Origin of the sequence: Mycobacterium pseudoshottsii JCM 15466 (assembly GCF_003584745.1) — a bacterium.
Taxonomy (GTDB): Bacteria; Actinomycetota; Actinomycetes; order Mycobacteriales; family Mycobacteriaceae; genus Mycobacterium; species Mycobacterium marinum.
Genome location: NZ_AP018410.1, coordinates 4,045,667 through 4,066,174, shown reverse-complemented (window position 1 = coordinate 4,066,174; position 20,508 = coordinate 4,045,667). Strand labels below are relative to the sequence as shown.

The following is a 20,508-nucleotide window of genomic DNA, read 5'->3' as shown; positions in this document are numbered from 1 at the left end:
TCGGAAAGGACTGGGATGGAGCCGCTCAGCACGGAGTGGATTAGCCGGGACGAGATCAGGGCCGCGATCGCGGCCCAACTGGATTGTCCCGCGGCAGATGTCGCCGACGACGACGATCTCATTCAGCTAGGCCTGAACTCGATCCGCATGATGTCGATGGCCGGACGCTGGCGCAAGCGCGGAGCCGACATCACCTTTGCGCAACTCGCCGCCACCGCGACGGTGCAGTCCTGGCACGAACTGCTCAACGCCGACCAGCTCGGATGTGCGGTAACTGCACCGGCCGACCGCCCCGAGTTGTTGTTGGAACCGGAGGCACCACAAGCCCCGTTCCCGTTGGCAACGATGCAGCACGCCTACTGGATCGGTCGCGCTGACGAACAAGAGCTCGGCGGCGTTGCCGCCCATCTCTACGTTGAATTCGACGGAACCGGAATCGATCCCGAGCGGCTGGAACGTGCCGTGTCCGACCTGGTTGCGGTGCATCCGATGCTGCGTACCCGATTTCTCGCCGACGGGACGCAGCAGACGATGCCCAGCCCGGGTAGGCCGGTGTTCGCCCTGGTCGACCTTCGGGGGCAGAGTGCGGACGAGGTTGAGTCCGCACTGCTGCAGATGCGTGAGCGTAACGGGCACCAGCGCCTGGCAATTGAAGACGGTCAGGTCATCGACTTCACGCTCACGCTGTGGGATGGCGACCGCAGTCGCCTTCATCTGGACGTCGACATGCTGGCCGGTGACGCGATGAGCTATCGGGTGTTGGTGTCGGACCTGGCGCAGCTGTACCGGGGCGCGACGCTGCAGTCTCCCGGCTTCAGTTACCGGCGTTATCGCACCGAATACGAACCGGACAGGGCGGCGCGCGAGCGGGACAGGCAATGGTGGCAGCGGCGGTTGCCGGAGATGGCCGGCGCGCCGCAACTGCCGACCGTGGCCGTGCGAGAACCCGGGGCGCCGCATCGGACCGAGCGCTACGAGCACTGGCTGGCGCCGGAAGCCAAGCAGCAGCTGATGGCCGGGGCGCATGCGCGCGGGGTCACGCCGGCCATGGCGTTGGCCGCGGTCTTCGCCGACACCATCGGCGGTTGGTCGGAGCAAGGTAAGTTTCTGCTGAATGTGCCTTTGTTTCAACGCGAATCGGTGCACCCGGACATCGATCGAGTGGTTGGCGACTTCACCTCGTCGATCATGCTCGAGGTCGACGTCACCGAAGACGTTTCGGTTGTCCAACGAGCTCGAGACATTCAACGCAGGATGTACGAAAGCGGTTCACACGCTGCCTATTCCGGTCTGGAAGTGCTGCGCGATCTAGGGAGGTACCGCGGCGAACCGGTGCTGGCGCCGGTGGTGTTTACCAGCGCTCTCGATCTCGGTGAGTTGTTTGCCGATGAAGTGATCGAGACCTTCGGAGACCCGGTCTGGATCATTTCGCAGGGGCCCCAAGTCCTGCTGGATGCTCAGGTCACCGAGTTACGTGGCGGGTTGCTGGTCAACTGGGATGCCCGCGAGTCAGCATTCCCGCCGGGACTGATCGACACGATGTTCAACCGGTTTACCGATGCGGTCAAGCGGTTGGCCGACGGCGACGCTGGCTGGGACGCCTCCGCCCCGGTGCAGTTGCCCGCCGCGCAGGCCGCGACCCGTGCAGCGACCAATGCAACCGATGGACCAGCCGGCGAAAAATGCTTGCATCAAGGATTTTTCGAGCATGCCGCGGCCAATCCGGACGCGCCGGCGGTGGTGTGGGATGTGGGCGATGACGGGGGTGTCTGGAGCTACCGAGAATTGCGCAGGCAGTCGCTTGCCGTCGCCGCAACGCTGCACGAGTGCGGGGTGCGACCGGGCGACGCGGTCGCCGTGCAATTGCCGAAGGGGCGTGCTCAGATCCCGGCTGTGCTCGGAGTTCTTGCCGCCGGGGGTACATATGTTCCGATCGGCTTCGACCAGCCGGAGGCGCGGCGCGCCAAGATTCTTCAGACCGCCGACGTTGTCGCGGCGCTGACCGTCGAGGGCGCGAGGATGGGCGACGCAATCCCGTGCGTATCCATCGATACGGCACGCGATCATCCGAAGCCATGGCCGGAGCCGGTCTTTCCCGATATCGGCGAGATCGCCTACGTGATTTTCACTTCCGGCTCCACGGGCCTGCCCAAGGGAGTCGACGTACCGCACAGCGCGGCGATGAACACGATTGACGCCGTCAACGAGTGGTTCGGCGTTGGCAGCGCCGATCGCGTGTTGGCGCTGTCCGCGCTCGAGTTCGATGCGTCGGTGTATGACATCTTCGGCATGTTCGCGGTCGGCGGCTCACTGGTCGCGGTTGACGCAGAGCAAAAATCGGCGCCGACCACCTGGGTGGAATTGCTGGTGCACCACCGCGTGTCAATCCTCAACTGTGTGCCGAGCATGCTCGACATGATCTTGGATCTCGGTGGTGATCGGCTGGGCAACTCCTTGCGGGCCGTCACGCTCGGTGGCGACTGGGTGGGCGCTGACTTGGCCCGCAGGCTAGCCAGGCAGGTTCCGGGATGCCGGTTCTCCGGTCTGGGCGGTGCGACAGAGACCGCGATCCACAACACCATCTGTGAGGTGGTGGGCGAACCACCAGCGCACTGGGCGACCGTGCCGTTCGGGCGTCCGCTGCGCAACGTACGTTGTCGCATTGTGTCGCCGTCGGGCCGCGATTGCCTGGACTGGGTAGCCGGCGAGTTGTGGGTCGGCGGCGCGAATGTCGCTGCGCGATACCGCAATGATCCGCAGCGCACCGCGGAGCGTTTCGTAGAGCACCAGGGGATCCGCTGGTACAAGACCGGTGACATGGCCAGGTATTGGCCCGATGGCACCATCGAGTTCCTGGGGCGTGCCGACCATCAGGTGCAGATTCGTGGATACCGCGTCGAGCTCGGCGAGGTGGAGAACGCGCTACGTGCCGTTTCCGGAGTGCGTCACGCCGTTGCGGCCGTAGTCGGTGCGAGCGCACCCAAGTTGGTTGCCGCCGTCGCGGCGGATCCCAATACGGTCGGCGATATCACCGCCGTACTGGCGGATCTGTTGCCGAGCTACATGGTGCCCACCCGCACGGTATTTTTCGAAAGATTCCCGCTGACCGCGAACGGCAAGCTGGACCGCCGAGCGGTGACCGCATTGCTGGAACCCGAAGCCTGCATAACCGAAGACCGGGCTCCACGCAACGACGTGGAGGCCGCGCTTGCCGAGATCGTGGCCGAGGTGCTCGATCAGGCCTCGATTGGCGTGCACGACGATTTCTTTGCTCTGGGCGGTGATTCGGTGCTTGCCACCGCCGTGATCGCGCGGATCCGCGACTGGCTGGACATCGATCACGTTCTGGTCGCGGACCTATTCGCGGCCAGAACGGTGGGTGCCCTGGCGCAGCGCCTACAAGACCGGGAGGCTGCACGCGGTACGCCGGAACGGCTATCGGTGATTGCCCGCCACTATCTTGACGTCGCGGCTTTGACCGATGAAGAGGTGCTCGCCGAAAGCTAGTACTTCATCGACACAGGCCGCGTGTCGATGAAACCTTTTGCGATTCACCATGAAGACGCCTCAACATGGACCGGCGATGGTCGGCATTAACGAATTCGGCGGTCATACCGATATCCTGGCGACCCGACCTCTCGTCCGGGTGGGCGACTCTCATAGCCGGCACACAGGTGTGCCACACCCTAGCCCTGGTATTCGCGGTTAGTTTGGAAGCGGCGGAACCGGGGAAATACAGACGAGACCACAGTCGCGACATGCGCAGAACATATGAGTCAAGGGGGAGAGCATGACCCTGAAATCGATCACCATGGGTATGGCAGCGGCGGCCGCGATCGGAGCCGCGGTCACGGGGGTGACCGTCGTCACTTCTGCCGCCGGGGCCTCCTACCAGGTGCAGCCAGTCGTCTTCGGTGCGCCACTGCCGCAGGACCCGGCACCGGCCCCGGCCACCGACGTTCCGGCGGCCGCCGAGCTGACCGGCTTGCTCAACAGCCTCGTTGACCCCAACGTTTCGTTCACCAGCAAGAGCGGTCTGGTCGAGGGCGGCATTGGCGGGACCGAGGCGCGCCTTGCCGACCACGAGTTGAAGAAGGCGGCGAAGAACGGGGACCTGCCGTTGTCGTTCACCGTGGCCAACATTGCACCGGCTGCCGCCGGCGCCGAGACCGCCGACGTGTCCGTCAGCGGACCCAAGTTCACCGCGCCGATCACCCAGAATGTGACGTTCGTCAACCAAGGCAGCTGGGTGCTGTCACGCAGCTCGGCGATGCAGCTGTTGCAGGCCGCGGGCCACTGATCTGCCGCACGGGCGGATAGCGCAGGCGCAGCACTGGCTATCCGCCCGGCCCGCTCAGACCGCTGATATCGAGTGTGGCGATTCGCTGCGGATCGGCCAGCACGTCGATCGCTGCGATGCGTCCGTTGCGCACCAGAAATCCCATCACCGCCGATGCCTGCTCGGAGATCGAGATGACGGCGCCGGCGGCCCCGTTGACCAGGGCGTTGAGCACCGTGCGCTCCGGGCCCGCGTAGCTGCGGGCCAGCTTGGCCACGGTGGCCGCGCCCTGGGCTCGAAATCGCGGGGTGTTGGGTCCGAAGTCGCCGCGCAACACCACGTCCGGATGTAGCACCGAAACCAGGCGCTCGAAGTTGCCGCTGCGCCCGGCCGCAAAGAACGCGTCGACGACTTCACGCTGTGCGCAGAGGTCGCCGGTCGGGAAACGGTTCCGCGCGCTCGATCCGGCGCCGTGCCCGGCTGGCCAGTTTGCGCGTCGCCTCGGGTGTGCGCTCGAGGATGGGTGCGATCTGGTCAAACGGGACCGCGAAGACGTCATGCAGCACGAAAGCCAACCGCTCGGCCGGGGCCAGCGTGTCCAGCACGACAAAAAGGCCAGGCCCACCGCATCGGCCAGCATCGCGTGGTGTTCGGGGTCGAACGCTGCGACGCCATCCACGATCGGATCCGGCAGCTGACCGACCAGCTCTTCTCGGCCCCGGCCGCGACGATCCCGCAATAGGTTCAGGCATAGTCGTGCCACCACGGTGGTCAGCCATGCATCGAGATTGACTAGCTCCTGGGCGCCCTGGGGGCGGTCTGTGGTGGCGTTGAGCCGCAGCCAGGCCTCTTGAACGACGTCCTCGGCGTCGGCAAGTGAGCCCAGCATCCGGTAGGCCAGCGCACCCAGCCGCGGCCTGGCCGCTTGGAAGCGCGCGAGCAATGCCGGATCGGTCATGGTGGCCCGGCGCCCTCGGGCAGCGCGCAGACCCGGTCGGACGAGAAGCCCGAGGACCCGATGCCCAGGGCGATGTTGAACCGGGCGCGCAGGTTGCCCAGCGTGATGATGTGGGTAAGCCCGACCAGCGCAGCCGCGTCGAAGTGGGCGCGCAGAGCCGCGAACAGTTCGTCGCTCACGGCGACGGGAGTGCGACTTATCGCGGCGGCGTAGTCCAGGATCAACCGGTCGACCTCGGAGAAGCAGGAAGCATCGCGGTAGTTGGCCAACGCCAGGAGCTCCTGGTCGCTGATTCCCAACTCCCGGGCAATCTGTGAACCCAGGTCGATGCAATATTGGCAGCCGACCGTGGTCGCGGCCTTCAATTCGGACAAGGCCCGGTGCCGCGCAGTGAGCACATCCAGTTTCGATTCGGCTTGTTCCAGCCTGCCGTAGGCGTTGAGCAATCTGGGGATGTGGGCATACATCCGCAGCGGTTCGAGCATGTCGGCCGTCGCGAGCCCGGCCATTCTTGCCAGCTTGCGCTTGGTGAAGAAGAACGCGATCTTGGCGGCTATGCCGGCGTCGTGGTCGCTGACCCCCACAAGGCGGGACATGGCGGCTCCTAACGGGTCGGTGGTCGTTATTGGGTATGACCCCCGGGGGCACGAAAATGTGACCAAACCGACCTGAGCCCCGCTGCCGGCGTGGCTACCTCAGACCGCCCGGCGGTATGTCCATGTCGAACACCCGCGCGTGCAGCACGGTGCGGTTACGCAGCGCCGCGCGGACCGCTCGATGTAAGCCGTCCTCGAGGTAGATGACGCCCCGCCACCGCACCGCATGAGGGAATAAGTCGCCATAGAACGTCGAGTTCTCGGACAGCAAGCGATCCAACGCGAGCACGGTGGTGGTTGTGACCAATTCGTCGAGCCGTATCTGCTGTGGCGGAATCTGGGACCAATCCCGATACGACAGTCCATGTTCGGGATATGGCTTGCCTTCCCGCACGCCCTTGAAAATCATGGGCGGATCGTCCCTGACGCGTTGTTTATGCCGGACAGGATCATGCGCAATAGGCTAGTCGCAACAAGTCCGATGGAATTGAAGTCTCCATGGACTGGTTGCGAAACTCCGATCTGGCCTGCGCCGCACCGGAGGTTCGCAACGACGCACAGATCTGCACTGCAGGGCGCGGTAGGCCATCGGCCGCCCGGCGATTGTGCGGGTCGGCGGTCAGCCACTGGTGAGACCGTAAAATGAACGCGGCCGGCTAGCTGCAAGGAGGTGAGAAGTCGATGGGAACTGCTGACGAGCGCCGCTTCGAGGTGCTGCGGGCCATCGTCGCCGACTTCGTTGCCACCCACGAGCCGATCGGTTCGAAATCGCTGGTCGAGCGGCACAACCTCGGTGTCTCGAGCGCCACCATACGCAACGACATGGCAGTGCTGGAGGCGGAGGGCTACATCGCCCAGCCACACACCAGCTCGGGCCGGGTGCCCACCGAGAAGGGCTACCGCGAGTTCGTGGACCGCCTCGACGATGTCAAGCCCCTGTCGATGGTCGAACGGCGGGCCATCCAGGGCTTTCTGGAATCCGGGGTCGACCTCGATGATGTGCTGCGCCGTGCGGTACGGCTGCTGGCGCAGCTGACCCGCCAGGTTGCCGTCGTGCAGTACCCGACCCTGTCGACCTCAAAGGTTCGCCATCTGGAAGTGATCGCGCTGACCCCGGCCCGGCTGCTGATGGTGGTCATCACCGACTCCGGGCGGGTGGATCAGCGCATCGTCGAGCTCGGCGACGTCATCGATGACCACCAACTATCGCAACTGCGCGAGCTGCTGGGGCAGGCGCTGGAGGGCAAGAAACTGGCGGCGGCATCGGTTGCGGTCGCCGACCTCGCCGGGCAACTCAGCGGCGCCGGCGGCTTGGGCGACGCGGTGGGCCGGTCGGCGACGGTCTTGCTGGAGTCGCTGGTGGAACACACCGAGGAGCGGTTGCTGATGGGCGGCACCGCGAACCTGACCCGCAACGCCGCGGACTTCGGGGGGTCGCTGCGCTCCATCCTCGAGGCCCTCGAAGAGCAGGTTGTGGTGCTGCGGCTACTGGCGGCACAGCAGGAAGCCGGCAAGGTGACGGTGCGAATCGGCCACGAAACCGAGGCCGAGCAGATCGTCGGCACCTCGATGGTGTCCACCGCCTATGGCAGCAATGACACGGTGTACGGCGGGATGGGTGTGCTGGGGCCCACCCGCATGGACTATCCGGGAACTATCGTCAGTGTTGCCGCGGTTGCCCTGTATATCGGCGAAGTGCTGGGTGCTCGATGACCGCGCACTCGCTACAGAATTTGTGGACAGCCGCGTAGCAGCGGCATAAGACCTCGCATAGGAAAGAGTCAACCGTGGCACGCGACTACTACGGCCTGCTCGGCGTGAGCAAGGGCGCTAGTGATGCAGAAATCAAACGCGCCTATCGCAAGTTGGCGCGCGAACTGCATCCCGATGTCAACCCCGATGAGGCGGCGCAGGCCAAGTTCAAGGAGATCAGCGTCGCCTACGAGGTGCTTAGCGATCCGGAGAAACGCCGGATCGTCGATCTGGGCGGTGACCCGCTGGAAGGTGCCGGCGCGGCGGCCAACGGCTTTTCCGGCTTCGGCGGGCTGGGCGATGTGTTCGAGGCGTTCTTCGGTGGCGGCTCGGCATCGCGAGGTCCGATTGGTCGGGTTCGTCCGGGCTCGGATTCGCTGCTGCGGATGCGGCTGGATCTCGAGGAGTGCGCGACCGGTGTCACCAAGCAGGTGACCGTCGATACCGCGGTGCTCTGTGATCGCTGCCAGGGCAAGGGCACCAACGGCGACTCCGCGCCGATTCCGTGTGACACCTGCGGCGGCCGCGGGGAAGTACAGACCGTCCAGCGTTCGCTGCTCGGCCAAATGCTGACGTCGCGGCCATGTCCCACCTGTCGCGGCGTCGGGGTGGTCATTCCCGACCCGTGCCACCAGTGCATGGGTGACGGCCGGGTGCGGGCCCGCCGCGAGATCAGCGTCAAGATTCCTGCCGGTGTCGGCGACGGCATGCGCGTCCGGCTCGCCGCCCAGGGGGAGGTCGGGCCCGGGGGAGGCCCGTCGGGCGACCTGTACGTCGAGGTTCATGAGCAGGCCCACGACATCTTCGTGCGCGAAGGTGACGACTTGCACTGCACGGTTTCGGTGCCGATGGTCGATGCGGCGCTTGGGGTCACCGTGACGTTGGACGCGATCCTGGACGGGCCCAGCGAGATTGTGATCCCGCCCGGCACCCAACCGGCCGCGGTGATCACGCTGCGCGGCCACGGAATGCCGCACCTGCGGTCCAGTGCGCGCGGCGATTTGCATGTGCACGTCGACGTAATGGTTCCGGTCAGGCTGGACCACCGCGACACCGAACTGTTGCGTGAGCTGAAGAACCGCCGTGGCCGTGACGTCGCCGAGGTTCGCTCGTCGCATGCCGCCGGCGGCGGGTTGTTCAGCAAGCTTCGCGAAACCTTCTCCGGGCGCTGACGCGGATTCAGGTCGCCGGGGCCCGGAGATGGTGGCAACGCTGTTCTATGTCGACACAGTGCCGGAGGCGGGAGAGCTGGCCGCACTGGACGGCGACGAAGGCTTTCACGCGGCCACGGTGCGACGGATCCGTCCCGGTGAGCAGCTGGTCCTCGGGGACGGCGCCGGCGAACTGGCCCGCTGCGTGGTCGAGCACGCAGCGCGGGACGGGTTGACGGCACGGGTGCTGCAGCGCTGGAGCGTGGCTCCGGTGCGTCCGGCGGTCACCGTGGTGCAGGCATTGCCCAAATCCGAACGTTCGGAATTGGCGGTCGAATTGGCGACCGAGGCCGGTGCGGACGCATTCCTGGCCTGGCAAGCCGCACGTTGCGTGGCCAACTGGGGAGGAGCCCGGGCCGACAAGGGGCTGCGCCGCTGGCGCTCGGCCGTGCGCTCCGCGGCCCGGCAGTCCCGCTGCGCGCACATCCCACCTGTCGAGGGGGTGCTATCCACGGCGGCGCTGATACGGCGAATCACCGCTGAGGCGCAAGCGGGTGCGATGGTATTGGCATTGCATGAATCGGCAACCGATCAGCTCGTCGATACTGCTGTGGCACAAGCCAAATCGTTGGTTCTCGTGGTCGGTCCCGAAGGCGGAATTGCGCCCGAGGAGATGGACGCATTAGCAGGCGCCGGAGCGGTTTCGGTTCGGCTGGGCCCGACGGTGCTGCGGACGTCGACCGCAGCGGCGGTGGCGCTGGGGGCGCTCGGCGTGCTCACCGAGCGCTGGGATAGTGCTGCGAGCCTGTGATCCTCTGGCGGCCAATGCTGCGCTAGTGCAGTAGCATTCGTGTTCGCAGCGTGTCGACGCCCTTGCCGCTGAGCTGATCGAGTGCCCATGGGCGACCGGCCAGTGCCGAAGCCAACTGGGCGGCGCCGCCTGTCACCGCCCAATCGCCTTCGCCGCTGGTCCAATCGACATCGTGAGCGCGCAGACTCAGTCCGCGTGCCCGTTGCGCCACCGGTACGAACGGGTTCGGAACCCGCACTTGGGTATTCAGCACGGCGACCAGGGCGTCGATGCCGACGGTGGGGGTTCGGTCCAACGCAAACGCGATGTCAAGTTCGTGAATCACGTGATCGCCCAGAAAGAGTCGCCGAGGGAATACCTGTCCGATCCCGCGTGGGTGGACCGCGAGCTCGGCGAATTCGGCGATCAACTCATCCGGATTGTGTCGCCGTGCTAGGTCGATGGCGAGCGCGGCGTTGGCGCGGTCGAATGAACCGCGCTGGCTGACCAGGTCGGCCGCCAACATGCGCAATGAGGCCCGATATCCGATCACCAGGTGGGCAAGTACGTCGTGGTTGCTCCATTCGCCGCACAGGCTTGGGGTGCCCCACTCGGCCGCCGACAGGCCGGAGGCGAATTCGACGAATCGAATATCGTTGTTGTGCAGAATGTTACGTGTCTTCGACATGGAGATGCTCCCGTAAGAAGGCGGTCTGGTCGGCAAGCAAGCTGTCGACAAGGGGTCGATCATAAATCTCGAAATGGTCACCGTCGTAGTGGCGCGCGATGCCGCGCGGCGCCCGCCCGGCCACGACCTCGGCATGACGCGGATCCATCAGTGTCTCCCGGCGGGAAACGCACACCAGTAGCGGCGCGCTGATCTGGCGGGCCGCCCGTTTGGTGCTGGTGACGCCGATGCCGAGGAGATTTGACGCGGCGATGCGGTTATCGAAGGACCCTCCCGGGTCGACGGTGGAGCGCCAGCCCTGCAGGGCGCCGGCCGCCGTCACCGCCGCCAGACTGCCCGGCGGTCCGACTATGGGGATGTATCGCCGCCGCAGGCCGGCGGCGCAGCGCAGGGCATCTTCGACAATTGCCGGCCCGGCCCGCAGCGTCGCCGCCAGCCCTAGCCGGCGCGGCGTTGCCGGGCCGTCCACGATGGGGCATTGCACGACGACCGCGCAAAGGTCCCGGCGGCGGGCCGCGATCAGCAGCACATGCATCGCGCCGAGGCTGGTGCCCCATAGCGCTACGCGACTCGCGTCGACGTCGGGCAGCGAGCGGGCGAACTCCAGCGCCGCGGCGATGTCTTGGCGGTGCCGACGCAGGCTGAGTCGTTGTCGCGGCGTGCCACCGGATGCGCCGAGATTCCGGTAGTCAAACGCGAGAGTGGCGATGCCGGCGGCGGCGAAGTGCCGCTCATATCGGGCCAGGGCCATGGTGTGGTTGGCGCCCAACCCGTGGGCGAGCACGACCAGCGGATACGGGCCCGGCCCCGCGGGGCGGGTGAACCAAGCCGCACAGCGGGTGCCCCGCGATTCAAAGGCGGTGCCCAACGTTGAAACCATGGCGCGACCTCCATACGTACGTTGTACGTGTTTACCTTACGTACGATGTACCTGTCAACGGTTTGGGAGGGCGACGTGCGAGCACGCTTCACGGTTTCCGACATCGCCAGTGCGGCACTGGCCATCGTCGACCAAGACGGGCTCAGCGGGCTGAGCATGCGCTCGCTGGCCGCGGCTCTGGGCACTGGTCCGATGACGCTGTACAACTACGTCAGGGATCGGCGCGAACTCGAAGCGCTGGTGGCAGACGCGGTAGTCGCAGACGTCAAAGTCCCCGCACCCACCGATGATTGGCGCGCTGACGTACACGCGATCGCAACAGCGATGTGGGAGACGATGCGCCAGCATCCCAACGCCATCCCGCTGGTGCTGACCCGCCGTACCGTATCGGCGTCCAGCTATATGGTCGCGGACCGGTTGATCGCCGCGCTCGGGCGCAGCGGGGTGGGCGATGCAGATCTGTTGGCGAGTTTTCGGGGGGTGCTCGGATTGGTCATGGGCAGTGCGCAGGCGGAGTTGGCCGGCCCGCTGGCCGGAACCGGACGGGAAAAGGAGCAGGTGGCCGTCGCGGCGCGGATCGGCGGTCTGGCCGGCGCCGGGCATCCGCACATCGCCGCGTTGGCGCAAGCCAGCCAACGGTCCACACCGGCGGCTGACTTCGAACGGGCACTGGACATCCTGCTGGCGGGCATCGAATCATTCGAACGCCGTCGCGACCGGCGCTAGACTGTGAATTCAGCACACCCGCCCACCCTCCACTTCGATAGGCCAGAAAGCAGGCATCGGAAGCCACGTGACGCCCCGCGAGACCCGCGCTGCTGACGCAGTTGGAGCCCGACCGGCCGACCCTCAGGTACGCAGCAGCATCGACGTTCCGCCCGACCTGGTTGTGGGCTTGCTCGGCTCGGCCGACGAGAATTTGAGGGCACTCGAACGCACCTTGACCGCCAGCCTGCACGTGCGCGGCAACACGGTCACCCTGGCGGGCGAGCCTGCCGACGTCGCCATCGCCGAGCGGGCCGTCTCCGAGCTGGTGGCGATCGTCGCCAATGGGCAGCCGTTGACTCCCGAGGTGGTGCGCCACAGCGTGGCGATGCTGGTCGGTGCCGGCAACGAGTCGCCGGCCGAGGTGCTGACTCTCGACATTCTGTCCCGCCGGGGAAAGACGATCCGGCCCAAGACGCTCAACCAGAAGCGGTATGTCGACGCCATCGACGCCAACACCATCGTCTTCGGGATCGGCCCGGCCGGCACCGGAAAGACCTACCTGGCCATGGCCAAGGCGGTCCATGCGCTGCAGACCAAGCAGGTCAACCGCATCATCCTGACCCGTCCCGCCGTGGAAGCCGGTGAGCGCCTTGGCTTCCTGCCGGGCACGCTGAGCGAAAAGATCGACCCGTACCTGCGGCCGCTGTATGACGCTTTGTACGACATGATGGATCCCGAGCTGATCGCGAAGCTGATGTCGGCGGGCGTCATCGAGGTGGCGCCGCTGGCGTATATGCGCGGTAGGACCTTGAACGACGCCTTCATCGTCCTCGACGAGGCGCAGAACACCACTGCGGAGCAGATGAAGATGTTCCTGACCCGCCTGGGTTTCGGATCCAAAGTCGTCGTCACCGGGGATGTCACCCAGGTTGACCTTCCGGGCGGCGCCAGGTCTGGGCTGCGCGCGGCGGTCGACATCCTCGACGATATCGACGACATTCACATCGCCGAACTGACCAGCGCGGATGTGGTGCGCCATCGCCTGGTCTCGGAGATCGTCGACGCGTATGCGCGATACGAGGAGCCGGGCTCGGGGATGAACCGGGCGGCTCGGCGGGCGTCGGGCACCCGCAATCGTCGATGATGGTGCGGTGAGCATCTTATGAGCATCGAGGTATCCAACGAGTCGGGCATCGACGTCTCCGAGACAGAACTCGTCAGCGTGGCACGATTCGTGATCGGCAAGATGGACGTAAATCCGGGCGCCGAGCTGTCGATGGTGCTGCTGGATACCGCCGCGATGGCCGACTTGCATATGCGCTGGATGGATCTTCCCGGGCCGACAGACGTGATGAGCTTTCCCATGGACGAGCTGGAGCCCGGCGGCCGCCCCGATGCCCCCGAGCCCGGCCCGGCGATGCTCGGCGATATCGTGCTGTGCCCGGAGTTTGCCGCCGAACAGGCGGCCGCGGCCGGTCACAGCCTGGGCCATGAGCTGGCGCTGCTGACGATCCACGGCGTGCTGCATCTACTCGGCTACGACCACGGTGAGCCAGACGAGGAGAAGGAGATGTTCGCCCTGCAGGATCGGTTGCTCGAAGAGTGGGTGGCCGAGCAGGTGCAGGCCTACCAGCAGGACCGTCAGGACGAACGGGATCGCCGCCTGCTGGACAAGTCAAGATATTTCGACGAGCCGTGAAAGGTCTGCCTCAGCTGCTCGGTGCGATCGCATTGGTCGGTCTGGGCGGATTGTTCGCCGCCATTGATGCCGCTATCAGCACGGTGTCACTGGCCCGGGTGCAGGAACTGGTGCGGGAGGCACGCCCCGGTGCGGTGGCCCTGTCCAAGGTGATGGAAGATCGACCGCGCTACATCAACCTGGTCGTGTTGCTGCGCATCGTGTGTGAGATCACCGCGACCGCGCTTCTGGTGGTGTTCTTCCGGCACAACCTCAGCATGAACGGGGGATTGTTCCTCGCGGCGGCCATCATGGTGGTGACCAGCTTCGTCGTCATCGGGGTGGGTCCGCGCACGTTGGGGCGCCAGAATGCGTATTCCATCTCGCTGGGTACCGCTGTTCCGTTGCAGGTGATTTCGTGGTTGCTGATGCCGATCAGCCGGCTTCTGGTGCTCTTGGGCAACGCGCTGACCCCGGGCCGGGGTTTCCGTAATGGGCCGTTTGCATCCGAGGTTGAGTTGCGCGAAGTCGTCGACCTAGCGCAGCAGCGCGGTGTGGTTGCCGCAGACGAGCGCCGGATGATCGAATCGGTCTTCGAGCTTGGTGACACCCCGGCGCGGGAGGTGATGGTGCCGCGCACCGAGATGGTGTGGATCGAAGGTGACAAGTCGCCCAGCCAGGCGATGACCCTGGCGGTACGAAGCGGACACTCCCGTATTCCGGTGGTCGGCGAGAACGTTGATGACATTCTTGGCGTGGTGTATCTCAAAGACCTTGTGCGGCAGACATTTTGCGCGCCCGACCAGGGGCGCAAGATTGACGTATCAGACCTCATGCGTCCCGCGGTGTTCGTGCCGGACTCCAAACCGCTGGATGCCTTGTTGCGCGAAATGCAGCATGACCGCAATCACATGGCGCTGCTGGTCGACGAATACGGGGCCATAGCGGGATTGGTGAGCATCGAAGACGTGCTCGAGGAGATCGTCGGTGAGATCGCCGACGAGTACGACGAAGCTGAGACGGCGCCCGTAGAGGCTCTGGGCGACAAACGATTTCGCGTATCGGCGCGACTGCCGATCGAGGATGTGGGGGAGTTGTACGGGATCGAGTTCGACGGCGATCTCGATGTCGACACCGTAGGTGGCCTGCTGGCTCTGGAGCTGGGTCGGGTTCCCCTGCCAGGCGCTGAGGTGATATTCCACGGCCTGCGCCTGCGTGCCGAGGGCGGCCCCGACCACCGGGGCCGGGTAAGGATCGGCACCGTGTTGGTAAGTCCGATGGAAACCGAAGAGACCGACGGCGCGGGCGATGGCGCCGCGGAAACCGGTGCCGATGGCTGAGCCGCTGGATGCGCAAGACGTCACGCTGGTGACGCTGGCGCGCGCCGAGGCCGACAGCGGTGCCGCCCTGCGCGATGTCGACGACCGCACCTATGTGGCTGTGCCCGTGGGCCTGTCGACACTCACGGCGCCACCCGAGTTGTCGCCGATTGCCTTGATGATGACCGATAGTTCTGGGGAACCCTGTTATGACGTCTGAATTCCATTCCGGCTTCGTGTGTTTGGTCGGCCGACCGAACACCGGCAAGTCGACGCTGACCAATGCCCTGGTTGGCACCAAAGTGGCGATTACCTCGATGCGGCCGCAGACCACTCGGCATACGATTCGCGGGATTGTCCATCGAGAGAGCTTTCAGATCATCCTGGTCGACACCCCGGGGCTGCACCGGCCGCGGACTCTGCTGGGCAAGCGGCTCAACGACTTGGTGCGCGACACGTACTCCGAGGTCGACGTGATTGGGCTGTGCATCCCGGCTGACGAATCGATCGGCCCGGGCGACCGCTGGATCATCGAGCAGATCGCTGCCACCGCGCCCAAGGTGAAGTTGGTTGTCATCGTCACCAAGATCGACAAAGTGCCCAAGGACCAAGTGGCCGCGCAGCTGGTCGCGGTCAGCGAATTGGTGACAAACTCCGCGGAGATCGTTCCGGTATCGGCGGTGACCGGCGCCCAGGTCGAGGTGTTGATCGACGTGCTTGCCCGCACATTGCCGCAGGGGCCGGCCTACTACCCCGACGGCGAGCTGACCGATGAGCCCGAAGAGGTTTTGATGGCCGAGCTGATTCGTGAGGCGGCTCTCGAGGGCGTGCACGACGAATTGCCGCATTCGCTGGCGGTGGTGATCGACGAGGTCAGTCCGCGGGAAGGGCGGGAAGACCTGATCGACGTCCACGCCGTGCTGTATGTCGAGCGGGACAGCCAAAAGGGGATCATCATCGGCAAAGGCGGTGCCCGGTTGCGTGAAGTGGGCACCGCGGCGCGAAGTCAGATCGAGAAGTTGCTAGGCACAAAGATCTACCTCGACTTGCGCGTCAAGGTCGCCAAGAACTGGCAGCGCGATCCCAAACAGCTGGGCCGACTTGGTTTCTAGCGCCGCGGCGGCCGGACACTGTGGATTGGGGGAGTGCTGGTCCCGGTGTTCCACCACACCTTCGGTTGCTTGGTCGCCCAGCCGCTGACCGCTTCCAACTCGGCGGCCAGCGAGATGAGCAGGCCTTCGCTCTCGGCCGGTCCCATCAACTGAACCCCGATCGGCAGACCGTCGACGGTGAACCCCGCGGGCACGTTGATCGAGGGCCAGCCCAGCAGATTCCACGGCCAGGTCAACGGGCATGCGGCAATGATGGCGCGATCGGTGGCCAACCCGCCCATATCGTCGAACGCGCGGGCCAGCGGCGGTGGCTGTGCGGTCGTCGGTGCCAAAACCACATCGACGATGTCGAAGATCGATCCCACCCGCCGTTGGGCGGCCGCTTCGTGGTGGCGCGCGTTGCGCAAAATGGCCTGCGAAAGCGCGTGCCCCGCGCGCATATTGGTCACCGTGCGGGGGTCCAGCGTGACACCGTTGCCCAGGCACTCCGCCCATTCCCACAGACCTGCGGTGGAGCGGGCGAGAAAGTCCCACGACAGCCGCAGGCCGTAGTCGGGGTTGCCCCGCTCCACGGTGTGGCCGAGCAGTTGGAGCTGTTCGCCCACTCGCCGCGTCGAAGCCAGGATCTCCGGATGCAGCTTTGCTCGAAAACCCGTGTAAGGGAACCGGGTTGACATTGCGATCTTCAATGGCCCGGGTGCTATACCGACGTAGTCGGATGCCGTCAAAGGTGCCGGCTTGTGCAGATCACCCTCGACGTTGCCCGACGCCGCGTCCAGTACCAGGGCGGCGTCGGCAACCGTTCTGGCCAGCACGCCGTTGACCGTGATGCCGTTGAACGTCTCGGGCCACGGCCAGGTCGAGATGCGACCGCGTTGCGGCTTGATGCCCACCAAGTGGGTCCAGGCTGCGGGAACGCGGATGCTTCCGGCGCCGTCAGAGCCGATCGCAGCAGTGACCAGGCCCGCGGCCACCGCCGCCGCACTACCACCCGATGAGCCGCCCGGTGTGTGCCGCCGTGCCCACGGGTTGCGGGTGTGCCCGAATCCGGGACCACTGGTGAATGGCCACTGGCCTAATTCGCAGGTATTGGTCTTGCCGATGATCACCGCGCCGGCCGCCTTCAGACGGCGAACAACCTCACTGTCGTGGGCGGCTGGCCGGACGTATCCCTGGGTGCCGAACGCGGTCGGCACACCGGCAACGTCGACGTCGTCCTTGACCGCGATCGGGATGCCCAGCAGCGGCGCGGCATCCCCGGCGGCCCGCCGCCGGTCCGCGGCCGCGGCATCGGCCAGCGCGGACTCGGTAAGCACCACCCGAAACGCGTTCAGGGTGGACTGGCTCACCTCGATCTCGCGCAGGGACCTGCGCGTCAGCTCAACGGAGGTCACCGAACCGGAGGCCAGTTGGTAGAGCAGGTCGGTGAGGGTAGGCAGGCGCGGGCCGCCGGACCCGGAAACGGCCCCGGAAGCGAACCCAGAAGCGCCAACCACGGGGTACGAGACTATCGGCGCGGATACCGGCGATGTCGCGGTGGGGTGCGAAACTATTATGATGCGGCTGTATCGAGACCGGGCTGTTGTGCTGCGCCAGCACAAGCTCGGTGAAGCCGACCGGATCGTCACCCTGTTGACCCGCGACCACGGGCTGGTGCGAGCGGTGGCCAAAGGTGTGCGGCGTACCCGCAGCAAATTCGGTTCCAGACTCGAGCCGTTCGCGCACATCGATGCGCAATTGCACCCCGGTCGCAACCTCGACATCGTCACCCAGGTCGTATCCATCGACGCCTTTGCCGCCGACATCGTCAACGACTACGGCAGGTACACCTGCGGCTGCGCGATGCTGGAAACCGCCGAACGCCTCGCCGGGGAGGAGCGTGCGCCCGCCCCGGCCCTGCACCGCCTGACGGTGGGTGTGTTGCGGGCGGTGGCTGACGGCAGCCGGCCTCGCGATCTGCTGTTGGATGCCTACCTGCTGCGTGCCATGGGCATCGCAGGCTGGGCGCCGGCGCTGACCGAATGTGCCCGCTGCGCCACGCCCGGTCCACATCGGGCCTTTCACATCGCGGCCGGGGGCAGCGTCTGCCCGCATTGCCGTCCGGCTGGCTCGACGACACCGCCGCTGGGCGTGCTGGACCTGATGTCCGCGCTGCATGACGGCGACTGGGAGGCCGCCCAGGGGGCGCCGCAATCACACCGCAGCTACGTCAGCGGGTTGGTGGCCGCGCACCTGCAATGGCATCTGGAACGCCAGCTCAAGACGTTGCCGCTGGTGGAGCGGTTCTACCAGGCTGACCGATCGGTTGCCGAACGTCGCGCTGCGTTGATCGGGCAGGATAGTGAATGTGGCTAAGAGCGCCCGGCGACTGAAATCCGCCGACTTCCCACAGCTGCCTCAGGCGCCGGACGACTATCCGACCTTTCCCGATACGTCGAGTTGGCCGGTCGTTTTCCCGGAGCTGCCGCCGTCGCCCGACGGCGGTCCGCGCCGGCCGCCGCAGCACATCTCCAAAACGGCCGCGCCACGGATTCCGGCCGACCGGTTACCCAACCACGTCGCCATCGTGATGGACGGCAATGGGCGGTGGGCCACCGAACGTGGGCTGCGCCGCACCGAGGGGCACAAGATGGGCGAGGCGGTGGTGATCGACATCGCCTGCGGTGCGGTCGAACTTGGGATCAAGTGGCTAAGCCTCTACGCCTTTTCCACCGAGAACTGGAAGCGCTCCGCCGAGGAAGTCCGCTTCCTGATGGGCTTCAATCGCGACGTCGTACGGCGACGCCGCGACGTCCTCAATCAAATGGGTGTTCGGATCCGCTGGGTGGGTTCGCGGCCGCGGCTGTGGCGCAGCGTCATCAACGAACTGGCGGTAGCCGAAGCAATGACCAACAACAACGACGTCATCACCATCAACTATTGCGTCAACTACGGTGGCCGCACCGAAATCGCCGAAGCTACTCGAGACATCGCCCGCGAAGTCGCCGCGGGCAGATTGAACCCGGAGCGGATCACCGAGTCCACCATCGCCCGTCACATGCAGCGACCCGACATCCCCGACGTCGACCTCTTTCTGCGGACCTCGGGGGAGCAGCGCTCCAGCAATTTCATGCTCTGGCAATCGGCATACGCCGAGTACATCTTCCAAGACAAGTTGTGGCCCGACTACGATCGGCGCGACCTGTGGGCGGCGTGCGAGGAATATGCCTCCCGCAATCGACGGTTCGGGAGCGCCTAGTGCCCTCCCTGCAGGATCGGCTGGCATCGATACTTCGCGACGTTCTCCCCGTCGAGGAGGAACCCGACGGCGCGCTGACGGTGCGCCACGACGGTACGTTCGCCTCGCTGCGAGTGGTCAACATCGCCGAGGATCTTGATTTGGTATCGCTGACTCAGATATTGGCCTGGGATCTGCCGCTGACCAAGAAGATCAGCGATCTACTGGCCAACCAGGCGCGCGACACCAACTTCGGCGCCGTCACCACGGTTGAGAAGGTCGCCGACAAGGCCGTGCAGCGCAACGCCGGGAAGGGTTCGGCGAAGACGCTCCCGAAGACCGTGGACGTGATGCTGCGCTACAACTTCCCCGGCGCCGGCCTGACCGACAACGCGCTGCGAACCCTGATTCTGCTGGTCCTAGACAGTGGGGGCCAGATCCGCGGCAAGCTGACTTCCTAGCGCAGCGCCGCGGCCCCGGGCCGGCGGCAATCTGAGCAGGTGCCGAAGATCTCGATGGTGTGGCTGACGTCGGAGAAGCCGTGCCGGGCGGCCACGTTGGCAGCCCAGGTCTCGACTTCATGGTCGGCCACCTCGATGGTGGACCCGCAGCTGCGGCACACCAGATGGTGGTGATGGTGCTGCGAGCACCGCCGGTAGACCGATTCACCGGTGTCGGTGCGCAGCGCGTCGACCGTTCCAGCGGATGCCATCGATTGCAGGGTCCGATAGACGGTGGTCAGGCCAATGTTCTCGCCGCGACGGCGCAGTTCGTCGTGCAGTTCTTGGGCGGAACGGAAGTCATCGACTGTTTCGAGCAATGTCGAAATCGCCGCTCGCTGCCGGGTTGAACGCACGCTTGTGCCGGTCATGCCGAATCCTCACCGGCGTGGGCGACCGCATCCACGACGATGTGCGCCAGGTGCTGATCGACAAGCCGATAGAGCACCTCGCGGCCGGACCGTTCGCCGGTCACCACGCCGGCGGCCTTGAGGATCTTCAAATGTTGGCTGACCAGTGGCTGTGGTACGCCCAATGCATCAACCAGTTCGTGAACGCAGCGCTGGGCTTCACGCAGCTGCAGCACGATGGCGATTCGCACGGGTGCGGCCAGAGCGCGCAGTAGCTCGCCGGCGCCCTCGAGGATTTCTCGCGGCGGCGGTGCGGGAAACGCGGGATGCTCGGCGAAGTCGCCAACATCGTGCTCGTGACGGGAAACGAAGTCGTCGTGGGCGGCCGTCGAAGGTGAGGGCGACGTCGCCATGTATTGAGTCACCGCCTCGAGGAGAGCACATAATCGGACCGGGCCGGACTGCCGCCGAAGCGGCGTGCGGCTGACTTCCACTGTCACATGCATGATGATGCATGTCAAAGACCGCCG

21 protein-coding genes and 1 pseudogene are annotated in these 20,508 nt (G+C 65.7%); 14 read left to right on the top strand and 8 right to left on the bottom strand.

The window, feature by feature from the left end; all coding sequences use genetic code 11:
• The first annotated feature begins 15 nt into the window (after nt 1–15).
• On the top strand, nt 16–3,507 hold the full coding sequence (locus MPSD_RS18550) for a non-ribosomal peptide synthetase (protein ID WP_119571741.1): 3,492 nt from the start codon (nt 16–18) through the stop codon (nt 3,505–3,507).
• A gap of 283 nt (nt 3,508–3,790) precedes the next feature.
• On the top strand, nt 3,791–4,300 hold the full coding sequence (locus tag MPSD_RS18545) for an MTB12 family secreted protein (protein ID WP_020786783.1): 510 nt from the start codon (nt 3,791–3,793) through the stop codon (nt 4,298–4,300).
• A gap of 37 nt (nt 4,301–4,337) precedes the next feature.
• On the opposite strand, the pseudogene MPSD_RS18540 reads toward MPSD_RS18545, so the two are convergent.
• From MPSD_RS18540 to MPSD_RS18530, 3 genes and pseudogenes are all read right to left on the bottom strand, one after another.
• Nucleotides 4,338–5,237, bottom strand: a pseudogene (locus tag MPSD_RS18540) (sigma-70 family RNA polymerase sigma factor).
• On the bottom strand, nt 5,234–5,833 hold the full coding sequence (locus MPSD_RS18535) for a carboxymuconolactone decarboxylase family protein (RefSeq protein ID WP_086084816.1): 600 nt from the start codon (nt 5,831–5,833) through the stop codon (nt 5,234–5,236). Before MPSD_RS18535 ends, MPSD_RS18540 begins: the two are co-directional and overlap by 4 nt.
• Before the next feature lie 94 nt (nt 5,834–5,927).
• Entirely contained in the window at nt 5,928–6,242 is a 315-nt protein-coding gene (locus MPSD_RS18530) for a type II toxin-antitoxin system VapB family antitoxin (RefSeq protein ID WP_020786786.1), read from the bottom strand.
• Nucleotides 6,243–6,514: 272 nt separating this feature from the next.
• Here MPSD_RS18530 and hrcA point away from each other — a divergent pair, with 272 nt between their 5' ends.
• The 3 genes from hrcA (at nt 6,515) to MPSD_RS18515 (ending at nt 9,547) form a co-directional block, all read left to right on the top strand.
• Complete coding sequence (hrcA, locus tag MPSD_RS18525) at nt 6,515–7,546, top strand: heat-inducible transcriptional repressor HrcA (protein ID WP_020786787.1); 1,032 nt, start codon at nt 6,515–6,517, stop codon at nt 7,544–7,546.
• A 74-nt stretch (nt 7,547–7,620) separates the two neighbouring features.
• A complete protein-coding gene (gene dnaJ, locus MPSD_RS18520; RefSeq protein WP_012395299.1) occupies nt 7,621–8,757 on the top strand; it encodes a molecular chaperone DnaJ in 1,137 nt (378 codons plus the stop codon).
• A gap of 28 nt (nt 8,758–8,785) precedes the next feature.
• Nucleotides 8,786–9,547, top strand: a complete 762-nt coding sequence (locus tag MPSD_RS18515; protein WP_020786788.1) for a 16S rRNA (uracil(1498)-N(3))-methyltransferase — start codon at nt 8,786–8,788, stop codon at nt 9,545–9,547.
• Nucleotides 9,548–9,569: 22 nt separating this feature from the next.
• Here MPSD_RS18515 and MPSD_RS18510 read toward each other — a convergent pair whose 3' ends face one another.
• Nucleotides 9,570–10,214 carry a maleylpyruvate isomerase family mycothiol-dependent enzyme gene (locus MPSD_RS18510; RefSeq protein WP_086084815.1) on the bottom strand — a complete coding sequence of 215 codons (645 nt, stop codon included), beginning with the start codon at nt 10,212–10,214 and terminating at the stop codon, nt 9,570–9,572.
• On the bottom strand, nt 10,198–11,094 hold the full coding sequence (locus MPSD_RS18505) for an alpha/beta hydrolase (RefSeq protein WP_086084814.1): 897 nt from the start codon (nt 11,092–11,094) through the stop codon (nt 10,198–10,200). Before MPSD_RS18505 ends, MPSD_RS18510 begins: the two co-directional genes overlap by 17 nt.
• 75 nt (nt 11,095–11,169) lie before the next feature.
• Between MPSD_RS18505 and MPSD_RS18500 the strand changes: the two genes are divergently transcribed.
• From MPSD_RS18500 to era, 6 genes are all read left to right on the top strand, one after another.
• Nucleotides 11,170–11,820 (top strand): TetR/AcrR family transcriptional regulator C-terminal domain-containing protein, encoded by a 651-nt coding sequence (locus MPSD_RS18500; protein WP_020786791.1) that lies wholly within the window; start codon nt 11,170–11,172, stop codon nt 11,818–11,820.
• Nucleotides 11,821–11,887: 67 nt separating this feature from the next.
• On the top strand, nt 11,888–12,946 hold the full coding sequence (locus MPSD_RS18495; RefSeq protein WP_012395294.1) for a PhoH family protein: 1,059 nt from the start codon (nt 11,888–11,890) through the stop codon (nt 12,944–12,946).
• Between the two features lie 18 nt (nt 12,947–12,964).
• Complete coding sequence (gene ybeY / locus MPSD_RS18490) at nt 12,965–13,501, top strand: rRNA maturation RNase YbeY (RefSeq protein WP_011741360.1); 537 nt, start codon at nt 12,965–12,967, stop codon at nt 13,499–13,501.
• Nucleotides 13,498–14,820, top strand: a complete 1,323-nt coding sequence (locus MPSD_RS18485) for a hemolysin family protein (protein ID WP_012395293.1) — start codon at nt 13,498–13,500, stop codon at nt 14,818–14,820. Before ybeY ends, MPSD_RS18485 begins: the two co-directional genes overlap by 4 nt.
• A complete protein-coding gene (locus MPSD_RS18480) occupies nt 14,813–15,019 on the top strand; it encodes a hypothetical protein (RefSeq protein ID WP_020786792.1) in 207 nt (68 codons plus the stop codon). The genes MPSD_RS18485 and MPSD_RS18480 overlap by 8 nt, the downstream gene beginning before the upstream one ends.
• On the top strand, nt 15,009–15,911 hold the full coding sequence (gene era, locus MPSD_RS18475; RefSeq protein WP_012395291.1) for a GTPase Era: 903 nt from the start codon (nt 15,009–15,011) through the stop codon (nt 15,909–15,911). Before MPSD_RS18480 ends, era begins: the two co-directional genes overlap by 11 nt.
• Here era and MPSD_RS18470 read toward each other — a convergent pair.
• Nucleotides 15,908–17,407, bottom strand: coding sequence for an amidase (locus MPSD_RS18470; RefSeq protein WP_020786793.1), 1,500 nt, complete (start codon nt 17,405–17,407; stop codon nt 15,908–15,910). The two genes, era and MPSD_RS18470, sit on opposite strands and share 4 nt — an antisense overlap.
• Before the next feature lie 61 nt (nt 17,408–17,468).
• Here MPSD_RS18470 and recO point away from each other — a divergent pair, with 61 nt between their 5' ends.
• The 3 genes from recO to MPSD_RS18455 are packed head-to-tail and all read left to right on the top strand — an operon-like array spanning nt 17,469 to nt 19,589.
• The gene (gene recO / locus MPSD_RS18465; protein ID WP_036427227.1) at nt 17,469–18,266 is read left to right on the top strand and encodes a DNA repair protein RecO; all 798 of its coding nucleotides are present in this window, start codon (nt 17,469–17,471) and stop codon (nt 18,264–18,266) included.
• Entirely contained in the window at nt 18,259–19,149 is an 891-nt protein-coding gene (locus MPSD_RS18460; RefSeq protein WP_011741355.1) for a decaprenyl diphosphate synthase, read from the top strand. Before recO ends, MPSD_RS18460 begins: the two co-directional genes overlap by 8 nt.
• Nucleotides 19,149–19,589, top strand: coding sequence for a hypothetical protein (locus MPSD_RS18455; RefSeq protein ID WP_015356468.1), 441 nt, complete (start codon nt 19,149–19,151; stop codon nt 19,587–19,589). The genes MPSD_RS18460 and MPSD_RS18455 overlap by 1 nt, the downstream gene beginning before the upstream one ends.
• Here MPSD_RS18455 and MPSD_RS18450 read toward each other — a convergent pair.
• Both MPSD_RS18450 and MPSD_RS18445 read right to left on the bottom strand, forming a co-directional pair.
• Nucleotides 19,586–19,999: a Fur family transcriptional regulator gene (locus MPSD_RS18450; RefSeq protein WP_086084813.1), complete on the bottom strand. Its 414-nt coding sequence runs from the start codon at nt 19,997–19,999 to the stop codon at nt 19,586–19,588. The genes MPSD_RS18455 and MPSD_RS18450 overlap by 4 nt on opposite strands.
• On the bottom strand, nt 19,996–20,391 hold the full coding sequence (locus tag MPSD_RS18445; RefSeq protein WP_011741352.1) for an ArsR/SmtB family transcription factor: 396 nt from the start codon (nt 20,389–20,391) through the stop codon (nt 19,996–19,998). The genes MPSD_RS18450 and MPSD_RS18445 overlap by 4 nt, the downstream gene beginning before the upstream one ends.
• Between the last annotated feature and the right edge of the window lie 117 nt (nt 20,392–20,508).